The following is an 18,931-nucleotide window of genomic DNA, read 5'->3' as shown; positions in this document are numbered from 1 at the left end:
GCCCCCCCCCCCCCCCCCCCCCCCCCCCCCCCCCCCCCCCCCCCCCCCCCCCCCCCCCCCCCCCCCCCCCCCCCCCCCCCCCCCCCCCCCCCCCCCCCCCCCCCCCCCCCCCACGACCAGCTCACCTGATCACGGGCGGGCAGGGCGCCGTCAACGGGCGGCGAGCAGGACCGCCTCGAGCTCCCGCGGCAGGCCCGGGCGGGGCAGCCGGTGCGGCGGCTCGGGCAGGGTGTCGACCGTCTGCAGCCACGCCCAGGTGTCGGCCACCGTCTCCCGCAGCGGGCGGCTGGGCAGGCCGAGCTCGCGGGCGCGGGTGGTGTCGACGTCCCACGCCGTCCGCGCCGTCCCCCGCGGCAGCCACAGCGGCAGGTGCACCCACGGCTCCACCCCGGCCGCGAGCAGCTCCTCCTCGGGAACCGGTACCCAGTCGGCGTCCCCGCCGGTGACCTCGCGGCACAGCTCCAGCAGCCCGCCCAGCGTTGCCATCCCGGCCGGGCCGGTCGCGTTGACCGCCCCGGCCCGCCCGGCGGCGGCCGCGTCGACCAGCCAGCCGGCCAGGTCGCGCGCGTCGACAGCGGCGATCGGCTGGTCCAGCGCGTCCGGGACGACGACCGGCCCACCGGCCGCGATCCGGCGCAGCCACCAGCCCAGCCGGTCCACGACGTCCGACGGGCCCAGGATCAGCCCGGCGCGGGCGGTGAGGAAGCGGCCGGGGTGCGCCGCGGCCAGCACCCGCTCCGCCTCGGCCTTGACCGGGCCGTACTCTTCGGCGTCGCTGTCCCAGGTCGGCTCGCCGTCCTCGGGGCCGATCGGCCCCGGCGGCCAGCCGGCGTAGGCGTTCAGGCTGCTGACGAACGCGTAGCCGCGGACCCCGCGCAGCGCCGCGGCGGCGTTGCGGGCCGCCGCCCGGGTCTGGCAGGACGTGTCGACGACGGCCTCGGGCAGCCAGTCACCGAGCGCAGCGGGCAGCGCCGCCGGGTCGTCGCGGTCACCGTGCAGGGCGCGGGCACCGGCGGGCGGGGCGCCCGAGACGCCCCTCGTGAAGGTCGCCACCTCGTGCCCGCGGTCCAGCGCCGCCGCGACGACGTGCCGGCCGAGGAAGTGGGTGCCGCCGAGGACGAGCAGTCGCATGGGAGCACCCCAGCCGAGCACCCGCCCCGCCGTCCAGCCGGTTCGCCGACGGCGCAAGGCCGCCCCTGCAGCGGCCCACCCCCGGAGGGGGCTGCTTCAGACCGCCCGGGACTCCACCTGCGCGACGACGTGCGGCACGGGCGCGGTGCGCGCGGCCGCGAGCACCAGCTGCGGCGAGCGCGGCAGGTTGCGGCGGGTGCACAGGCGCAGCGCCCGCGAGCCGGTGATGACGTCGGTCTCCGGCGGGACGACGAGGAGGTTGCCGCGCCGGTTGCCGCCGGCCCAGCTCAGGCACACCAGGTTCGGGTCCATGCTGCGGAACCCTCCGGTGCGCACCACCCGGCCGTTGACGACCACCTTGCGCGGCGCGGGCAGCCACGGCTCGATGGGGTGGGTGAACCGCTCGACCCGGATCCCGTGGCGCTCCAGGGCCGCCACGAGCTCCGGGACCTCGACGGCGAGGTCGCGGCTGCGGGGGAACCAGGCCCCGTCGAAGGCCGCCTCCCCGGCACCCGCATCGCTGCGCACGCTCACCCGGACGTCGATCCCGCCGCGGAAACCGCCCGGCACCTGCGCACTGCTCATCGAGGTCCGCCCTCTCCTTCTCCGCTCCCGGGGCCGCGGGGAGACGACCCCGTCCGACCGTAGGCGGGGGGCACCGGGGCACCCGGCGAGCCGGGACCGGGCGGGTCGCCGTCCTCCGGCTCGTCATCACGTCCGGTCACGGTTCGGTCACGACGCCCCGGCCGGTCGGCGGTCGGTCAGTGCCCCGGGCTCGAGGACCGTGGTGTCGCCGTGACGGCGCCTCCCGGCCTCCTGGCAGGGGCGCGAGGAGGCCCTCCCTCAGACCTTGGGCTTCCGGTTGCGGGACTTGGCCCGCTCCGTCTGGTCGAGGATCACCTTGCGGACGCGCACGGCGGCCGGGGTGACCTCCACGCACTCGTCCTCGGCGCAGAACTCCAGGGCCTGCTCCAGGTTCAGGATCCGCGGCGGCACCAGGCGCTCGAGCTCCTCCGCGGTGGAGGACCGCATGTTGGTGAGCTTCTTCTCCTTGGTGATGTTGACGTCCATGTCGTCGGGGCGGGAGTTCTCGCCGACGATCATGCCCTCGTACACCTCGGTGCCCGGCGCGACCATGAGGGAGCCGCGCTCCTGCAGGGAGAACATCGCGTACGACGTCGCCACCCCCTGCCGGTCGGCCACGAGCGAGCCGGTCGGCCGGGCGCGCATCTCGCCGGTCCAGGGCTCGTAGCCCTCGAGGTTGTGGTTGAGGACGCCGGTCCCGCGGGTCTCGGTGAGGAACTCGGTCCGGAACCCGATCAGCCCGCGGGACGGGACGACGTACTCCATCCGCGCCCAGCCGGTGTCGTGGTGGACCAGGTTCTCCATGCGGCCGCGCCGGGTGGCCAGCGCCTGGGTCAGGGTGCCGACGTACTCGCCGGGGGTGTCGATGGTGACCCGCTCGACCGGCTCGTGCAGCTTCCCGTCGATCTCCTTGGTGACGACGGTCGGCCGGCCGACGGTCAGCTCGAACTCCTCGCGGCGCAGCTGCTCGACGAGGATCGCCAGCGCGAGCTCGCCGCGGCCCTGCATCTCCCAGGTGTCGGGCCGCTCGGTGGGCAGCATCCGCACGCTGACGTTGCCGACCAGCTCCTGGTCGAGCCGGTTCTTGATCAGGCGGGCGGTGAGCTTCTTGCCCGAGCGACCCGAGATCGGCGAGGTGTTGATGCCGATGGTGATCGAGATCGACGGCTCGTCGACGGTGAGCGGGGGCAGCGGCCGCGGGTCGTTCGGGTCGGCGAGGGTGTCGCCGATCATGACGTCCTCGATGCCGGCGATGGCGACCAGGTCGCCGGGACCGGCGCTCTCGGCCGGGGTGCGGGTGAGGCCCTCGGTGACCAGCAGCTCGGTGATCTTGACCCGCGAGACCGACCCGTCGGTCTTGCACCAGGCCACCTGCTGGCCGCTCTTCATCGTCCCGGAGTGGATGCGCAGCAGCGCCAGCCGGCCCAGGTACGGGGAGGCGTCGAGGTTGGTGACCTGCGCGCGCAGGGGCTCCTCGGCGTCGTAGGTCGGTGCCGGGATGGTCTCGAGCAGGGTCTGGACCAGCGGGGCGAGGTCGGGGCTGTCGGGGCTGGTGCCGTCGGCCGGCCGGGTGAGCGAGGCCTGCCCGGTCTTGCCGTTGGAGTAGACGATCGGGAACTCGAGGGCCTCGGGGTCCATGCCGTTGTCCTCGAGCAGCTCCATGAACAGCTCGTAGGTCTCGTCGACGACCTCGGCGATGCGGGCGTCGGACCGGTCGGTCTTGTTGACCACGAGGATCACCGGCAGCCGCTTGGCCAGCGCCTTGCGCAGCACGAAGCGGGTCTGCGGCAGCGGGCCCTCGGAGGAGTCGACCAGGAGGACGACGCCGTCCACCATCGACAGCCCGCGCTCGACCTCACCGCCGAAGTCGGCGTGGCCGGGGGTGTCGACGATGTTGACGGTCACGGGGTTGCCGTCGGCGTCGGCGAGCCGGATGGCGGTGTTCTTGGCCAGGATGGTGATGCCGCGCTCGCGCTCGAGGTCCATCGAGTCCATGACGCGGTCCTGGGTCGTGTCGGCGTCCGTGCCCTCGCCCTTGGCCCGGCCGAGCGCCCCGGCCTGGCGGAGGAGGGCGTCGACCAGCGTGGTCTTGCCGTGGTCGACGTGGGCGATGATCGCCACGTTGCGCAGGTCGTCGCGGGTGGGCATGCGGGAGGGCACCTCGGAGGTTTCGGGGACGCCGCGGCGTCGGCACGCGGCATCTCGGGTAACGGCCGCCGGCCCGGCGACCTTCCCAGGCTACGCGCTCAGCGAGCGGCGACCGCCGTCCGCGGGCGGTCGGCCACCGCCGAGGTGATCCCCGCGGCGGCGATCGTGACCAGGCTCACCGCGAGCCAGGCGGGCAGGCCGGCCCCCAGGGCCAGCACGTGGGCCAGGACGAACGCCACCAGGTACACCGCGCCCAGCCCTGCAGCCGTCGGGACGCCGCGCCGCCGGTACCAGAGCCAGCCGGCGGCGAGGCCGGCCGCGGCGAACACCGCGCCCCCGAGCGCCCGGACGCCCGTGCCCTGGGCGATGCCGAAGCCGGCCGCGAGGCCGACGGCGACGAGGAGGGACGACGGGAAGGTGCGCGACGACATGTCCACCAGTGTCCCAGTCGGCCGGTCAGCTGCCCCGCGGCCGCCGGCGCGGACGGGACGCCACGAGGCCGGCCCTCCGGACGTGCGCGCCCAGCCCCACGCGGACCGCGACCGCGACGAGCAGGGCCCCGGAGGCCGCGACGGCGTCGAGCGCGGGCACCGCTGCACCCAGGGCCAGCAGAGCGGCCGCCACCGCGAAGCCGGCGAGCGCGAGACCGGGCCAGGGACGGCGCAGCCGGCTCACCAGCACGGCGCGCACCGCCGGGGTGAGCCGGACGACGAACTGGCGCACGAACGCCACGGGTACCACCAGGAGCACCAGCGGCACCCACGACGCGGCCCGGGGCGCGTCCGGATCCATCCCGAAGGCCACCCCCCACACCGCGGCGAGGACGACGAGCACGCACGTCCGTGCCACGGCGTCGGCCACGACCAGGTCGAGGCTCGAGCGGCTCTGCGGGGCGGTGGGGTCTGCGCGCAGCGCGGTCGCGTAGCCCGAGGCCGCCGCCGCGAGCAGCGCGCCGCTGGCCGGGTGCGGGCCGCTCACCCGCAGCGTGGCCAGCGCGTGGTGCGCGGCGGCGCACTGGGGATCCAGCCGGAGGGCCGCGCGGAAGGCGGCCGCGGCGTCGCCGCGACGCCGCTGCTCCACGGCGACGTCCCCCACGGCCAGGTGCGCCTCGACCAGCTGCGGGTCCAGCGCGACCGCGTCCTCCGCGGCCCGGCGGGCGGCGGGGAGGTCGACGCCGTGGGCCCGAGCCGCGTCCGCGAACCGCACCCGGGGCAGTGCGGAGTGCGGGTCCGCGCGGACGGCGGCGGCAGCCGCGGCCACGGCGGCCGCGGGGTTCCCGAGCTGCTGCAGCGCGATGCTGGCCAGCCGGTGCGGCCACTCCTCGGAGGGTGCGGTCCCGGCGGCGGCCCCGGCGGCCCTCAGCGCCTCGGCCGGGTTGCCGGTGCCCAGGTGGGCGAACGCCAGGAGGCAGAGCGCCTGGACGTCCTGCGGGTCGGTCCGCAGGTACCGGGCGGCCGCTCGCACCGCCTCGTCGAACCGGCCCAGGTCGCACAGCGCCGTGATCCGGTCCAGCGACGTGGCCGCTGCCGGCCGGCTCACCACGCCCTCCGCTTGCGCAGGAACCCGGCGAGCTCGTCGTAGGTGCCGTCCTCGTCGGCGAACTCGGCGACGTTGCGCGCGGTGTCGAACCAGGGGCCGGTCGAGGGGCGGACCTCCGCGAGGGCGGCGAGCAGGTCGGGCATGCCGATCGGGCGGGCGGCCCCGGTGCGGGCGGAGTCCAGCAGGGCCCGCTCGGCCGCCACCTCGCACAGGTAGGCCAGGTCGGCTCCCGAGTACCCGTCGGTCCGCGCCGCCAGAGCGGCCACGTCGACCCCCTGGACCGGGCGGCCGTCCAGGTGGTGGCGCAGCACGGCCCGGCGCGCCTCCTCGTCCGGTGGCAGGACGAGCACCATGCGGTCGAACCGGCCGGGCCGGCGCAGGGCGACGTCGACGTCCCACGGCTGGTTGGTCGCACCGAGCACGAAGACACCGGTGTTGTCGGCGGCGACGCCGTCCATCTCGGTGAGCAGCTGGTTGACCGTCCCGCGCATGGCGGAGACGCGCTGCTGGCCGCGCTTCTGCCCGAGCGCGTCGACCTCGTCCAGGAAGATGACGCACGGGGCGTTCTCCCGCGCGTACCGGAACAGCGCGTGCACGTTGCGCTCGCTGTTCCCCAGGTACATGTCCAGCACGTCGGCCAGCGAGACCGGGATGAACCGCGCGCCGATCTCGCCCGCGACGGCGCGGGCGATGTAGGTCTTGCCGCACCCGGGTGGGCCGTAGAGGAGCAGGCCGCCGCGGGTCGACTTGCGGTAGAGCCGGCCGAGCTCGGGGTGGCGCAGCGGGGCGAGCAGGGCCGCCTCGAGCCGGGCCTTGACCGCGGTCATCCCGCCGACGTCGGCCAGCCGCAGCCCGGTCCGTTCCAGGTCGAACGGCGCGTCCTCGCAGTCGCTGAACCTCGGGGGCACGACGTCGGTCAGCTCCGCGTCCAGCCGACGCAGCACCTCGTCGTCGGACAGCACGTCCGCGGGACCGCCCCGAGCGGCCTCCCCCGCCGGGCCGATCGGCCGCCCGGTGACGAGGTCGAGGGCCTCGGCGTTCGCCGGCTCCCGCTGCAGCACGGCGGCAGCCTGCTGCACGGCCTCGTCCCGACGACCCGCCTCACCGAGCAGCCGGGCGAGGTGCAGCCGCAACTCCACGTCGTCCGGTGCGGCGGCGACGGCGGCACGCAGGCTGGCGAGCAGTCGGTCGGTCGACACGAGCGGACCCTAGGTCGGCGTCACCGGCCGGGGGGCGGTGTCCGCGGGGGATACCAGCCATCGGGGGGAGACCGGGCGCCGGACCGGGACCCGCCACCGGAGCGCCGTCGACCGGTGCCCAGGACGCGACGGAGGTCCCGGCGGGCACCGGGACCTCCGTCGTGGCCGCGCCCGGGACCGCCGGGCAGGGTGTGAGCTCTCGGTCGGCCTCCTCAGGCGGTGCGGAGCACGGCCTCGATCTCGAGCTCGATGGCGACCTTGTCGCCGACGACGACGCCGCCGCCGTCCATCGGCATCTTGATGTCGACGCCGAAGTCGTTGCGGTTGATCTCGGTGCGGGCCGAGAAGCCGGCGCGGTAGCCGCCGTAGGCGTCGGCCCCGAAGCCGTTGGGCTCGAGGGCCAGGGTCACCGGGCGGGTGTGGCCCTTGAGGGTCAGCTCGCCGTCGACGAACCAGTCGCCGCCCTCGGCGCGCACGCCGGTGGACCGGAAGGTCATCTGCGGGTGGTTGTCGACGTCGAAGAAGTCGGCCGAGCGGATGTGCGCGTCGCGCTGCTCCTGCCGGGTGTCGATCGAGGCCAGCTCGACGACGGCGGTGACGCTGTTCCGGGCCGGGTCCTCGGCGGTGACGATCTCGCCGCTGAACTCGCGGAAGTAGCCGCGGACCTTGCTGACCATCATGTGGCGGACCGAGAAGCCGACCGTCGAGTGGCCGGCGTCGATGTCCCACGTGCCGGCGACGTAGCCGGGGATCTGCGTGGCGGAGAGGGTGCTGGTCACGGTGAACCTCCAGGTAGTTGAGCGCTTGACCTTCTACTCGTCGAGAGCGTAGTTGAAGGCTTGAGTATTCCGCCAGTACCCTCGGGGCATGAGTTCGCACGCGTCCCCGGGCCCCGACGCCCCCGGCTCCCCCGCCGGGGAGCCCCGCTGGCTGGACGCCGAGGAGCAGAAGGCCTGGCGGGCGTGGCTCTACAGCACCCTGCTGCTGCAGGACCGGCTGGACCGCGAGCTCTCCCACGGCACCGGCATCTCGCACGCCTACTACGAGATCCTGGTGCAGCTGTCGGAGACGCCGGGCCGCATGATGCGGATGAGCGAGCTCGCCGACCGGTGCCTGTCGTCCCGCAGCCGGCTCTCGCACGCGGTCTCCCGGCTGGAGGAGCGCGGCTGGGTCCGCCGGCAGGTCTGCCCGGAGGACGGCCGCGGGCAGCTCGCCGTCCTCACCGACGAGGGTTTCGCCGCCCTCGAGGCCGCCGCCCCGGTGCACGTGGAGAGCGTGCGCACCCACCTGTTCGACCAGCTGACCCCCGAGCAGGTCGCGGCCATGCGGGACCTCGGGGAGACCCTGCTGCGCCACCTCTCCCCCCGCTGAGGCGTCGGGCCGGGGGGTGACCCGCGCGTCCGCCCCCGGGTGGACGACCGGGGACCGGATGCTGCCTAGGGTCGCCTGCGATGGACGGCCGGCCTCCCTTCGAGCGCCTGGAGGCGTGGTTGCGCGACCACCCCTCCGGCGTGGACGTCGCGATCGCCGCGGCCGTCTGCCTGGTCACGGTCCTGCTGCCGGCGACGGGGTCCACCGACGGCCCGCAGACCCCGGTCGGCCTGCTGCTCACCGTGCCGCTGGCCTGGCGGCGGCGGGCGCCGGTCCCCGCCGCGGCGGTGGTCGTGGGGGCCGGCCTGCTGGAGCTGGCCCTGGTCGACACCTTCCTGCCGGCCAACGTGGCGGCGCTGGTCATGGTGCACGCGCTGGCCGCGTACGCCCCGCGCTGGGCCGGCCGGGCCGGGCTGGCCGTCGGGCTGATCGGCGCGGTGCTCGCGGCGCTGCGCTACTACGCGTTCGGCGCCGCCGAGGCCACCCTCGTGTCTGCGGGGTCGATCGGGGTGGCCGTGGTGGCCGCCTGGGCGCTGGGCGACCTCCGCCGCGCCCGGCTGCGGCAGATGGACGACCTGCGCGAGCGAGCCCGGCTGCTGGAGCTGGAGCGCGACCAGGAGATGCGGCTGGCCGCCACCGCCGAGCGGGCCCGGATCGCCCGCGAGATGCACGACGTCGTCGCCCACTCCCTGTCGGTGGTCGTGGCGCAGGCCGACGGCGGCCGGTACGCCGGGCGCTCGGACCCGGCCGCCGCCCAGGGCGCGCTCGAGGCGATCGCGGCCACCGGGCGCCAGGCGCTGGCCGACATGCGCGGCCTGCTCGGCGTGCTCCGGGAGGACGGCGGGGACCGGTACGCCCCCCAGCCGGACGTCGCCGCCGTCCCCCGCCTGGTGGAGGACGTGCGGGCCAGCGGACTGGACGTCGACCTGCTCGCCGAGGGCGCGCCGCGGGAGCTGCCCGCCGGCCCGCAGCTGGCCGCCTACCGGATCGTGCAGGAGTCGCTGACCAACGTGCTCAAGCACGCCGGCCCGGCCGGCCGCGCCTGGGTGCGGCTGCACTGGCGGGACGACGCGCTCGAGGTTTCCGTCCTCGACGACGGCCGGGGGGCCGCCGCGGTGCCCCCCGACGGACCCGGGCAGGGGCTGGCCGGGATGCAGGAGCGGGCCCGGCTGCACGGCGGGCGGCTGACCGCGGGGCCGCGCCCGGGCGGCGGGTTCGGCGTGCACGCGGTGCTCCCCTACCCTGCGCCGCGATGAGCGCGCCGATCCGGGTCGTCCTCGTCGACGACCAGCAGATGGTGCGGGCCGGGTTCCGGATGGTCATCGACTCCCAGCCCGACCTCACCGTGGTGGGCGAGGCCGGGACCGGCGCGGCGGCGGTGCAGCTGCTGGCCGGCACCCACGCCGACGTGGTGCTCATGGACGTCCGCATGCCGGAGCTGGACGGCATCGAGGCCACCCGGCAGGTCACGGCCCGGCCGGGGGCGCCCCGCGTCGTCGTCCTGACCACCTTCGACCTCGACGAGTACGTCCTCGCCGCGATCGGCGCCGGCGCCAGCGGCTTCCTGCTCAAGGATGCGCCGCCGGAGGAGATGCTGGCGGCCGTGCGCACCGTGCACGCCGGCGACTCGGTGATCGCGGCCAGCGCCACCCGCCGGCTGCTCCAGCACGTGGCGCCGATGCTGCGCGGCGGCGCGGCACCGGCGGCGGCGGACGACGCCGCGCTCGCCGACCTGACCCCACGCGAGCGGGAGGTGCTCGTGCTCATGGCCCACGGCGCCACGAACACCGAGATCGCCGGCCGGCTGTTCGTCGGCGGGGCGACCGTGAAGACCCACGTGGGCCGGGTGCTGGCCAAGACCGGCTCGCGCGACCGGGTCCAGGCCGTCGTCCTGGCCTACCGCACCGGCCTGGTCTCCCCCGCCGAGCTGCTCCGCGACGCCTGACAGGGCCGGCCCGGGACGGGCCGAGCGGGTCCACCCGCGGGTGGACACCGGGTCACCCCCGGGTCGCAGCGGACGATCACCCTCCGCTCCGACGCGCGCACGCCCCTCCGACCGGCAGGGTCTGTCCCCGTTGCCGATCGCGCCCACCGGAGGTTGCCACCGTGTCCGCTCCCGTCCCCGTCCTGACCGTCCCCGGGGAGCCGCCGTCCTCGTCCGCCGCGGTGCGGGCGCAGGGCCTGACCAAGACCTACGGCCGCGGCGAGACGGCGGTGACCGCCCTCGGTGGGAGGGAGGGGGACGGCACGGCCGGGGTCGACGTCTCCTTCGCCCGCGGGGCCTTCACCGCGATCATGGGCCCGTCCGGGTCGGGCAAGTCCACGCTCATGCACTGCCTCGCCGGCCTGGACGCCGCCTCCGGCGGCCGGGTGTGGCTGGGCGACACCGACCTGACCACCCTGCGGGACGACGAGCTCACCCGGCTGCGCCGCGAGCGGGTGGGCTTCGTGTTCCAGTCGTTCAACCTGCTGCCGGTGCTCGACGCCCGGGAGAACATCGTCCTGCCCGTGCGGCTGGCCGGCCGGCGGCCCGACCCGGCGTGGTTCGACGCCGTGGTGGCCCGCCTCGGCCTGCGCGAGCGGCTGGGGCACCGCCCGCACGAGCTCTCCGGCGGCCAGCAGCAGCGCGTGGCGGTCGCCCGGGCGCTGCTGCCCCGCCCCGACGTCGTCTTCGCCGACGAGCCCACCGGCAACCTGGACTCCCGCGCCGGCGCGGAGGTGCTCGGCCTGCTGCGCAGCAGCGCTCGCGAGACCGGGCAGACCGTGGTGATGGTGACCCACGACCCGATGGCCGCCGCCTACGCCGACCGGGTCGTCCTGCTGGCCGACGGCCGGCTGGCCGGCGAGGTCGACCGGCCCACCGCCGACACCGTCGTGGCCGCGCTGCGCGGGCTGGGGGCCTGAGGTGCGCTCCGTGACGCTGGCCTCGGTCCGCGCGCACGCCGCGCGGCTGGTCGCCTCCTGCCTGGCCGTCGTGCTGGCGGTCGGCTTCGTCGTCGCCACGCTCGTCCTCAACGACACCACCCGCAGCACCGTGCTGGGCGCGGCCGGCGCGCGGTACCTGGGCGCCGACGTGGTGGTCACCTCCGAGGACGGGTCCCCGCTGACCGACGCCCTCCCCGCTGTCGCCGCCACCACGGGCGTCACCGCCGTCGCGCCGGAGTGGCGGACGTCGGTGCAGGCGGCCCTGCCCGGCCGGACCGGCACCCAGTTCCTGCTGGTCGGGACCGTCGCCGAGGCCCCGCAGCTGCGCTGGCAGCAGCTGGCCGAGGGCACCCTGCCCGACCGCCCCGGCGAGGTCGCCGTCAGCGAGCGCACCGGGGCCTCCGTGGGCGACCGCGTGCCGGTCGTCGCGGCGGCCCCGGACGGGACGGGGACGGCCGGCACCGTGACCGTCACCGGGGTCGTCGACCTCGGCGGCGACCCCGAGGCCGGCCTCTACGCGCGCGGCTGGGTGGTGCCGGCGCAGGCCCGGGCGTGGGGCGCGGTCGACGCCGACGAGCTGCGCGTGGCCGGCGCCCCGGGCACCGACGACCAAAGGCTGGCCGCCGCCGTCCGCGCCGCGCTCGGCGACCGGGCGACGACCGTGCGGACCGGTACCGAGCAGGCCGAGGCCCGGGCGGCCAGCATGCTCGGCAACGCCACCGCCCTCACCGCGGTGCTGCTGGTGTTCGGCACGGTGGCGGTGGTCGTCGCCGGGCTGGTCATCGCCAACACCTTCGCCGTCCTGCTGGCCCAGCGGACCCGCGAGCTGGCGCTGCTGCGCTGCGTGGGCGCCACCGCCCGGCAGGTGCGCCGCAGCGTGCTGGGCGAGGCGGCGGTCACCGGGCTGGCCGCCTCGGCGCTCGGCGTCGGTGCCGGGGTCGGGCTGGCCGCAGCCGTCTCCGCGCTGGCCGGGGGCGTCGAGTCACCGGTCCCGCTGTCGGGGCTGTCGGTCCCCTGGACCGCGGTCGCCGCCGGCCTCGCCGTCGGCACCCTGACGACCCTGCTGGCCGCGCTCGCACCGGCGCGGGCCGCCACGCGGGTGGCCCCGCTGGGCGCGCTCCGGCCGGCCGACCCGGCGCCGCTGCGCTCCCGGCCGGGCGTGCTGCGGCTGGTGCTCGGGCTGCTGCTGCTCGTCCCCGGCGCAGCGGTCACCGCGCTCGGCGCGGTGCTCGCCGACGTGTTCGTGGCCCTGCCCGGGGGCGTGGCCAGCTTCCTCGGCGTGGTGCTGCTCGCGCAGCGGGCGGTGCCGCCGGTGGTGCGCGCCGCCGGCGGGCTCGGCACCCGGCTCGGGGGCGTGCCCGCGCGGCTGGCCGCCGGCAACGCCACCCGCGCCCCGCGCCGGACCGCGGCCACCGCCACCGCGCTGCTCATCGGGGTCACGCTGACCACGGCGATGGTGGTCGGCGCCGCCTCGACGCGGGCCACGGCGACCGCGGCCCTGGACGCGGCCTACCCCGCCGACGTCGTCGTCGACGGGCTCTCCGGTGAGCTCCCGGGGACCCTGCTGGACCGGCTCGGGGCGGTGGAGGGGGTGGCCGGCGGCACCGGGCTGCGGGCCGGTGAGGTCGTGGCCCCGGACGGGCAGCCCTGGTCGGCCTACGGCATCGACCCCGCCGCCGCCGTCCCGGTGCTGCGCTCGACCGCCGACACCCCGCTGCCCGCCCCCGGTGAGGTGCTGGTGCCGGGGTGGCAGGCCGAGGGGTGGTCGGTGGCCGACGGCGACACGCTGACCCTGACCGGTGCGGGGGCCGCGCGGGACCTGCGGGTGCGGGTCGTGGCGGACGACGCGGTGCTCCTGCTGACCACGGCGGACCTCACCGCGCTGGCACCGCAGGCGCCGGTGGCGCAGCTGTGGCTGCGGCTGGCCGACGCCGGCGACCGGGCGCAGACCGAGGTGGTCGACGCGGTGACCGACGCGGTGGGGACGGCGACCACCGACGCCCAGGTCACCGGCGTGGTGAGCCTCCGGGCGCAGATGAACGAGGTGCTCGACGTCCTGCTGCTGGTGGTCACCGGGCTGCTCGGCGTCGCGGTCGTCATCGCGCTGATCGGCGTCGGGAACACCCTGGCGCTGTCGGTGGTGGAGCGGCGGCAGGAGAACGGCCTGCTGCGGGCGCTGGGCCTCACCCGCGGGCAGCTGCGGGGGGTGCTGGCCTGGGAGGCGGTGCTGGTGGCCGGGGTGGCGGCCGTGCTCGGCGTCGTCCTCGGCGCGGTGTACGGGGCCGCCGGGACCGCCTCGGTGCTCGGCTCGGCCGGGGAGGTCCACGTGGCGGTGCCGTTGCTGCAGGTGGCCGCGATCGTCGGGGTGGCCGTGCTGGCCGGGCTGCTCGCGTCGGTGCTGCCCGCGCGGCGCGCCGTCCGGACCCCGCCGGTCGCCGCCCTCGCCTGAGGTGAGCGGAGTGGGAGGGCGCGGGGAACGCGTCCCTCCCACTCCGCTCGCGCCGGCAGGGGACGCCTCAGCCGGCGTCGTCCGGCGCGGCCGGCCACCGGGGGACGCCGGCGACCCCGCCCTCCCCCAGCCGGGCGGCGAACCGGGGCGGCCGCTTCTCCAGGAAGGAGGCCACGCCCTCGGCCGCGTCGGGGCCGGCGCCCAGCTCGGCCAGCGCCCGCGACTCGGCCCGGTGGGCGTCCCACGGGGACGGCGCCCCGAGCATCGACCACAGCAGCTGCCGGGCGGCGCCGACCGCGACGCCGGAGGTGTTCTCGGCGATCTCCCGGGCCAGGTCCAGCGCCGTCGGCAGCAGCTCGTCGTCGGGCACCACCCGGGAGACCAGCCGGCCGCGCAGCGCCTCGGCGGCGTCGAACACCCGGCCGGTCGCGACCCACTCCATCGCCTGGCTGATGCCGACCACCCGCGGCAGGAACCACGTCGAGGCGGCCTCGGGGACGATGCCCCGGCGGGCGAAGACGAAGCCGAAGCGGGCCGACTCCGCGGCGATCCGCACGTCCATGGGCAGGGTGATCGTGGCGCCGATGCCCACCGCCGGGCCGTTGACCGCGGCGATGACCGGCTTGCGCAGCGCGGCCAGCGGCAGGGAGGCGATCCCGCCCCAGTCCCGCGGCACCCCGTCGATCGCGCCCCGCGGCACCGGGCCGGGCCGGCCGGCGCGGTCCCGGAACGTCCCCCGCCCACCCCCGAGGTCGGCGCCGGCGCAGAACGCCCGGCCGGCCCCGGTCACCACGACCACCCGGACGGCGTCGTCGCCGTCGGCCGCCTCGGCCACGGCCGCGAGCTCGGCGGCCATGACCGGGGTGAAGGCGTTGAGCGACTCCGAGCGGGACAGGGTGATCGTGGCGACCCCGTCGGCGACCTCGTAGCGCAGCTGGGTGGGGGTCACGCCAGCGCGCCGGCCACCGCGAGCCGGGCCACGGCGTCGAGGTGCTCGGCGGCGTCCCCCAGCAGCAGCCGGTCGACCTTCGCGCGACGCCAGTACAGGTGGGCGTCGTGCTCCCAGGTGAACCCGATCCCGCCGTGCACCTGGATGCAGGTCTCGGCGGCACGCTCGACGACCTCGGCCGCCCACGCCTTCGCCGCCGAGGCGGCCAGCGGCAGCTCGTCGGGCGCGGCATCGGCCGCCCACGCCGCCCACCACACCAGCGAGCGCAGCTGGTCCACCCCGACCCAGGCGTCGACCAGCATGTGCTTGACCGACTGGTAGGAGCCGATCCGCCGGCCGAAGGCCTCCCGCTCCTGCGCGTAGCCCACCGCCATCTGCACGCAGCGGTCGGCGGCGCCGAGCCCCTCGGCGGCCAGGACGGTGGCACCGACCCGCCGGGCCCGCTCCCACAGCGCCGTCGCGTCCGCGGCCAGCACCCGCCGCGAGGTCATGCGCACCGAGGCCAGCCCGCGGGTGGCGTCCAGGGGCGCGCCGGGGGTGGCCTCACCCTCGCCGACGACGAGCGCGCCGGTGTCGTCGAGGCCGAGGAACAGCGTCGCCGCGCCGGCGTCCAGCGACGGCGCGGAGCCGTCGACCGGCCCGTCGAGCACGGCCAGCGCCGCCGAGCCGTCGGCCAGCTGCCCGGCGAGGTCGGGGTGGTCGGCGAGCAGCACCGCCGCCCGGGCCGCCGTGACCAGCGAGGGGCCGGCCAGCACGGCACCGCCCTGCTCGGCGACGACGGCCAGGTCGAGCACCGAGCCCCCCGCGCCACCGGCCGCCTCCGGCACGGTGATGCCGAGGAAGCCGATGTCGGCCAGCGCCTTGTGGCCGGGCGCGACCGCACCGCCCTCCAGCGCGGCGCGGGCGGCGGCGGCCGAGGCCTGCGCGCGGTAGAACTCGCGGGCGCCGGCCGCGGCGTCGCGCTGGTCCGGTCCGAGGTCGAAGTTCACCGGGCACCTCCCGCCGGGCGGCCCGAGAAGGGCGCCGTCTTGTCCGAGCGCGGTTCCGGCGGCAGGCCCAGCACCCGCTCGCCGAGGATGTTGCGCAGCACCTGGTCGGTGCCGCCGGCGATGGCCAGGCCGGGCAGGTAGCCGTTGGTGCGCTGCCAGGAGTCGTCGCCGTCGGCGGCCGCGGCGTAGACCGCGTCGTCGCCGAGCAGCCGCACCCCGGCGTCGGCCACCAGCTTGGCCGCGGCGGTCCCGGCGAGCTTGCCGGCGCTGGCCTCCGGCCCGGGCACGCCGCCCTGGCTGAGCACGGTGAACCTGCGGTAGCCGGTGTAGCGGGTGGCCAGCGAGGCGACCACGGCCCGGCCCACCGCCTGGCGGGCCAGCACCTGCCGGTCGGGAGCGAGCCGGGGCAGCCGCTCGCGGGCGTGCCGGACGAGGGTCTCCACCGGCAGGCCGAGGTCGCCGCCCGCGCCGCCGATGGCCACCCGCTCGTTCATCAGCGTGGTGAGGGCGACCCGCCAGCCCTCGCCGGGCTCGCCGAGCCGCTCGCTGTCGGGGATGCGGACGTCGTCGAAGAAGACCTCGTTGAAGCCCGCCGAGCCGACCATCTGCCGCAGCGGGCGCACGGTCACCCCGGGGGCGTGCATGTCGACGACGAACATGGTCAGGCCGGCGTGCTTCGGCTTCTCCGGGTCGGTGCGGGTGAGCAGGATGCCGAGGTCGGCGACGTGGGCCAGCGTCGTCCACACCTTCTGGCCGTTGACCACCCAGTCCTCGCCGTCCCGGACCGCGGTGGTGCGCAGCGCGGCGAGGTCCGAGCCGGACGCCGGCTCGCTGAACAGCTGGCACCAGACGTCGTCGGCCCGCAGCAGGCGGGCGAGGTAGCGGGCGCGCTGGTCGTCGCTGCCGTGCGCGATGACGGTGGGGCCGCACATGCCGATGCCGATGTGGTTGATCAGCGTCGGGACGCCGACCCGGGCCAGCTCCTGGTTCACGATCGCCTGCTGCACCAGGGTGCCGCCCTGGCCGCCGAACTCCCGTGGCCAGGTGATGCCCACCAGGCCGGCCTCGGCCAGCACCCGCTGGGTGCGCCGCAGCTCGGCCTCGTGGGTACCCGCGTCCACCCGGTCGCCGGCGCCGACGTGCAGCAGGTCCCCGGCGGCCCGGTCCAGCCGGGCCCGGACGTCGGCCCGGTAGGCCGCCTCGTCGGGGGTGTCGTCGAAGTCCACGCCTGCCTCCTCCTCGAGCGAGCTCGGGGCGCAGCGTGACAGCGGTCACCCGGAACGGTCAACGGTGACTGTCCGGACGGGCGCTGCGGGCCTACCCTGCCCCGGGTGACCGTCGAGCCAGCCCCGCCGCGGACCCGGTCCGCGCGGACCGCCGACAGCCGGGCGCTCATCCTGGACGCCGCCGTGGCCTGCCTGGTGGAGTCCGGCTACGCGGGCGCCTCCACGCTGGCCGTGCAGGCGCGGGCCGGGGTGTCCCGCGGCCGGCTGCTGCACCACTTCCCGTCCCGGGCCCAGTTGCTGGTCGCCGCCGCGGGGCACCTGTCGACCACCCTGCTGGCCGAGGTCCAGGCGCGGGCCGCGGCCCTGATGGCCGACCAGCCGCCCGGGCCCGAGCGGGTCGACCGGGCCATCGATCTCATGTGGGCCACGTTCCACGAACCGCCGTTCTGGGCGGCGATGGAGCTGTGGACGGCGGCCCGCACCGACCCGGAGCTCCGGCGGGCGCTGCGGGTGGAGGAGCGCCGCCTGCGGGCCTCGATCCGGCGGGTCGCCGACGGGATCTGGGGGCCGGAGATCTCCGCCGCCCCGCTCTACGCCGAGCTGTGCGAGCTGCTGTTCACCAGCATGCGCGGGGTGGCCTGCGTGTACGCCTTCGAGGCCCGGTCCGCGGCCACCGACCCGCACCTGGCGCTGTGGAAGCGGCTGGCCGCCCGGATGCTCTTCCCGCACCCGGAGGGGTGAGGCCGGTGCTCGTCGGGCGCCGGCCCCGACCGGCCGGCGGTCAGGGTTGACCGTCAGCCCCCGCACCGAGAGCATGACCCGCGTCACACCCCGTGCGAGGAGGGCCCGTGGACGTCTCCATCCCCCGGTTGCAGGGCCGCGGCATGACGGTCAGCGACCAGCTCGCCCGCTGGGCGCGGCGGACGCCCGAGGCGACGGCGCTGCGCTTCGAGGGCACCGGGCGCAGCTACGCCGGGCTCGACGACCGGGTGACCCGGCTGGCCCGGGCGCTGGCCGACCGCGGCGTGCGGCCCGGCGACCGCGTCGCCGTCCTCGGGCTGAACTCCCTCGAGGTGTGGGAGTCCTACCTCGCGGGCGTGCGGCTCGGCGCGGTCGTCGTCCCGGTCAACTTCCGGCTGGTCGCCGACGAGGTCGCCTACGTGCTGGCCGACAGCGGCGCCGTCGCGCTCGTCGTCGACCCGCCGCTGGCCGAGGTGGCCGCCAAGGCCCGCGCCCAGGCGCCCGGCGTGCACACCGTGCTGACCATCGGCGAGGAGTTCGAGTCGGCGCTGGCGGCGGCCGGGACCGAACCGCTCGACGTCGAGGTCGACGAGGCCGACCCGGCGTTCATCATGTACACCTCCGGGACCACCGGCCGCCCCAAGGGCGCGGTGCTCACGCACCGGAACCTGGTCATGCACGTCTTCAGCCAGGTCACCCACCTCGGCGTGGACCCCTCCGACCGGGTCGGCGTGCCCGGCGCGCCCCTGTTCCACATCGCCGGGCTGGCCGGCGGGCTGCCCGCGCTGCTGCTGGGCGGCACCCACGTGATCCTCCGCTCGGGCGGGTTCGACCCGGTGGCCACGCTGGACCTCATCGAGCGCGAGCGGGTCACCAACATCTTCCTCGTGCCGGCGATGTGGGCGGCCGTGGTGGCCGTCCCCGACATCGCCTCGCGGGACCTCTCCTCGCTGCGGCGCATCTCCTGGGGCGCGGCGCCGGCGTCGACCACGCTGCTGCGGAAGATGATCGACACCTTCCCGCAGGCGGAGGTGGTCACCGCCTTCGGGCAGACCGAGTGCAGCCCGGTGACCTGCTTCCTGCGGGGCGAGGACTCGATCCGCAAGATCGGCTCGGTCGGCACCCCGATGCTCAACGTCGAGGTGCGGGTGGTCGACGAGGCGATGCAGGACGTGCCGCAGGGCGAGGTCGGCGAGATCGTGTACCGCAGCCCGATGGTCATGAAGGAGTACTGGGGCAAGCCGGAGGCGACCGCGGAGGCCTTCGCCGGCGGCTGGTTCCACTCCGGTGACCTCGTGCGCCAGGACGAGGACGGCTACTACTACGTCGTCGACCGCAAGAAGGACATGATCATCACCGGCGGCGAGAACGTGTACTGCGCCGAGGTCGAGGACGTGCTGGCCGCGCACCCGAAGGTCGGCGAGGTCGCGCTCATCGGCGTCCCCGACACCCGCTACGGCGAGGCGCCGCTGGCCGTCGTCGCCCCGCGGGACCCGGCCGACCCGCCGTCCTCCGCCGAGCTGGACGCCTGGTGCCGCGAGCGGCTGGCCCGCTACAAGAACCCGCGGGAGTACTCGATCGTCGAGGCGCTGCCGCGCAACCCCAGCGGAAAGGTGCTCAAGACCACGCTGCGCCAGGAGCACTCGGCCGGCTCCCTGGTGGCCGAGCCGGCGGTCTAG

At 76.7% G+C, this 18,931-nt stretch carries 17 protein-coding genes; 7 read left to right on the top strand and 10 right to left on the bottom strand.

Going from position 1 to position 18,931, the window contains the following annotated elements; translation table 11 throughout:
* Positions 1 to 150: 150 nt before the first annotated feature.
* The 7 genes from ACI8AC_RS15605 to ACI8AC_RS15575 form a co-directional block, all read right to left on the bottom strand.
* Positions 151 to 1,131: an NAD-dependent epimerase/dehydratase family protein gene (locus tag ACI8AC_RS15605; protein ID WP_456898708.1), complete on the bottom strand. Its 981-nt coding sequence runs from the start codon at positions 1,129 to 1,131 to the stop codon at positions 151 to 153.
* 96 nt (positions 1,132 to 1,227) lie between these two features.
* Positions 1,228 to 1,716: a DUF5994 family protein gene (locus ACI8AC_RS15600; RefSeq protein WP_456898707.1), complete on the bottom strand. Its 489-nt coding sequence runs from the start codon at positions 1,714 to 1,716 to the stop codon at positions 1,228 to 1,230.
* A 258-nt stretch (positions 1,717 to 1,974) separates the two neighbouring features.
* On the bottom strand, positions 1,975 to 3,864 hold the full coding sequence (typA, locus tag ACI8AC_RS15595; RefSeq protein WP_456898706.1) for a translational GTPase TypA: 1,890 nt from the start codon (positions 3,862 to 3,864) through the stop codon (positions 1,975 to 1,977).
* Positions 3,865 to 3,962: 98 nt separating this feature from the next.
* Positions 3,963 to 4,295, bottom strand: a complete 333-nt coding sequence (locus ACI8AC_RS15590; RefSeq protein WP_456898705.1) for a hypothetical protein — start codon at positions 4,293 to 4,295, stop codon at positions 3,963 to 3,965.
* A gap of 25 nt (positions 4,296 to 4,320) precedes the next feature.
* Positions 4,321 to 5,403: a tetratricopeptide repeat protein gene (locus ACI8AC_RS15585; protein WP_456898704.1), complete on the bottom strand. Its 1,083-nt coding sequence runs from the start codon at positions 5,401 to 5,403 to the stop codon at positions 4,321 to 4,323.
* Entirely contained in the window at positions 5,400 to 6,602 is a 1,203-nt protein-coding gene (locus ACI8AC_RS15580; RefSeq protein WP_456898703.1) for an AAA family ATPase, read from the bottom strand. Before ACI8AC_RS15580 ends, ACI8AC_RS15585 begins: the two co-directional genes overlap by 4 nt.
* Positions 6,603 to 6,814: 212 nt before the next feature.
* On the bottom strand, positions 6,815 to 7,381 hold the full coding sequence (locus ACI8AC_RS15575) for a YceI family protein (RefSeq protein WP_456898702.1): 567 nt from the start codon (positions 7,379 to 7,381) through the stop codon (positions 6,815 to 6,817).
* 88 nt (positions 7,382 to 7,469) lie between these two features.
* On the opposite strand from ACI8AC_RS15575, the gene ACI8AC_RS15570 reads away from it, so the two are divergent.
* The 5 genes from ACI8AC_RS15570 to ACI8AC_RS15550 all read left to right on the top strand — a co-directional run bounded on the left by ACI8AC_RS15570 (position 7,470) and on the right by ACI8AC_RS15550 (position 13,347).
* Complete coding sequence (locus ACI8AC_RS15570) at positions 7,470 to 7,973, top strand: MarR family winged helix-turn-helix transcriptional regulator (RefSeq protein ID WP_456898701.1); 504 nt, start codon at positions 7,470 to 7,472, stop codon at positions 7,971 to 7,973.
* Positions 7,974 to 8,053: 80 nt separating this feature from the next.
* On the top strand, positions 8,054 to 9,229 hold the full coding sequence (locus tag ACI8AC_RS15565) for a sensor histidine kinase (RefSeq protein ID WP_456898700.1): 1,176 nt from the start codon (positions 8,054 to 8,056) through the stop codon (positions 9,227 to 9,229).
* Positions 9,226 to 9,918, top strand: coding sequence for a response regulator transcription factor (locus ACI8AC_RS15560; protein ID WP_456898699.1), 693 nt, complete (start codon positions 9,226 to 9,228; stop codon positions 9,916 to 9,918). Before ACI8AC_RS15565 ends, ACI8AC_RS15560 begins: the two co-directional genes overlap by 4 nt.
* A 161-nt stretch (positions 9,919 to 10,079) precedes the next feature.
* The gene (locus ACI8AC_RS15555; protein ID WP_456898698.1) at positions 10,080 to 10,877 is read left to right on the top strand and encodes an ABC transporter ATP-binding protein; all 798 of its coding nucleotides are present in this window, start codon (positions 10,080 to 10,082) and stop codon (positions 10,875 to 10,877) included.
* A 10-nt stretch (positions 10,878 to 10,887) separates the two neighbouring features.
* Entirely contained in the window at positions 10,888 to 13,347 is a 2,460-nt protein-coding gene (locus ACI8AC_RS15550) for an FtsX-like permease family protein (RefSeq protein ID WP_456898697.1), read from the top strand.
* Positions 13,348 to 13,414: 67 nt separating this feature from the next.
* Here the strand turns inward: ACI8AC_RS15550 and ACI8AC_RS15545 are convergent, their stop codons facing one another.
* Genes ACI8AC_RS15545 through ACI8AC_RS15535 form a run of 3 tightly spaced genes read right to left on the bottom strand, consistent with a single transcriptional unit; the run spans position 13,415 to position 16,511 of the window.
* Complete coding sequence (locus tag ACI8AC_RS15545) at positions 13,415 to 14,296, bottom strand: enoyl-CoA hydratase-related protein (protein ID WP_456898696.1); 882 nt, start codon at positions 14,294 to 14,296, stop codon at positions 13,415 to 13,417.
* The gene (locus tag ACI8AC_RS15540) at positions 14,293 to 15,285 is read right to left on the bottom strand and encodes an acyl-CoA dehydrogenase family protein (protein WP_456898695.1); all 993 of its coding nucleotides are present in this window, start codon (positions 15,283 to 15,285) and stop codon (positions 14,293 to 14,295) included. Before ACI8AC_RS15540 ends, ACI8AC_RS15545 begins: the two co-directional genes overlap by 4 nt.
* The gene (locus tag ACI8AC_RS15535; RefSeq protein ID WP_456898694.1) at positions 15,282 to 16,511 is read right to left on the bottom strand and encodes an acyl-CoA dehydrogenase family protein; all 1,230 of its coding nucleotides are present in this window, start codon (positions 16,509 to 16,511) and stop codon (positions 15,282 to 15,284) included. The genes ACI8AC_RS15540 and ACI8AC_RS15535 overlap by 4 nt, the downstream gene beginning before the upstream one ends.
* A 105-nt stretch (positions 16,512 to 16,616) precedes the next feature.
* On the opposite strand from ACI8AC_RS15535, the gene ACI8AC_RS15530 reads away from it, so the two are divergent.
* Positions 16,617 to 17,252, top strand: coding sequence for a TetR/AcrR family transcriptional regulator (locus ACI8AC_RS15530; RefSeq protein ID WP_456898693.1), 636 nt, complete (start codon positions 16,617 to 16,619; stop codon positions 17,250 to 17,252).
* 107 nt (positions 17,253 to 17,359) lie between these two features.
* Positions 17,360 to 18,931, top strand: coding sequence for a long-chain-fatty-acid--CoA ligase (locus ACI8AC_RS15525; RefSeq protein WP_456898692.1), 1,572 nt, complete (start codon positions 17,360 to 17,362; stop codon positions 18,929 to 18,931).

It is taken from the genome of Geodermatophilus sp. SYSU D00758, from assembly GCF_054049955.1.
This window is presented reverse-complemented; position numbering and strand designations above follow the sequence as displayed.

Bases quoted from the DNA above. Each gene is read 5' to 3' on its own strand.
- ACI8AC_RS15605 (WP_456898708.1), bottom strand. From the start codon at position 1,131: ATGCGACTGCTCGTCCTCGGCGGCACCCACTTCCTCGGCCGGCACGTC.
- ACI8AC_RS15600 (WP_456898707.1), bottom strand. From the start codon at position 1,716: ATGAGCAGTGCGCAGGTGCCGGGCGGTTTCCGCGGCGGGATCGACGTC.
- typA (WP_456898706.1), bottom strand. From the start codon at position 3,864: ATGCCCACCCGCGACGACCTGCGCAACGTGGCGATCATCGCCCACGTC.
- ACI8AC_RS15590 (WP_456898705.1), bottom strand. From the start codon at position 4,295: ATGTCGTCGCGCACCTTCCCGTCGTCCCTCCTCGTCGCCGTCGGCCTC.
- ACI8AC_RS15570 (WP_456898701.1), top strand. From the start codon at position 7,470: ATGAGTTCGCACGCGTCCCCGGGCCCCGACGCCCCCGGCTCCCCCGCC.
- ACI8AC_RS15565 (WP_456898700.1), top strand. From the start codon at position 8,054: ATGGACGGCCGGCCTCCCTTCGAGCGCCTGGAGGCGTGGTTGCGCGAC.
- ACI8AC_RS15560 (WP_456898699.1), top strand. From the start codon at position 9,226: ATGAGCGCGCCGATCCGGGTCGTCCTCGTCGACGACCAGCAGATGGTG.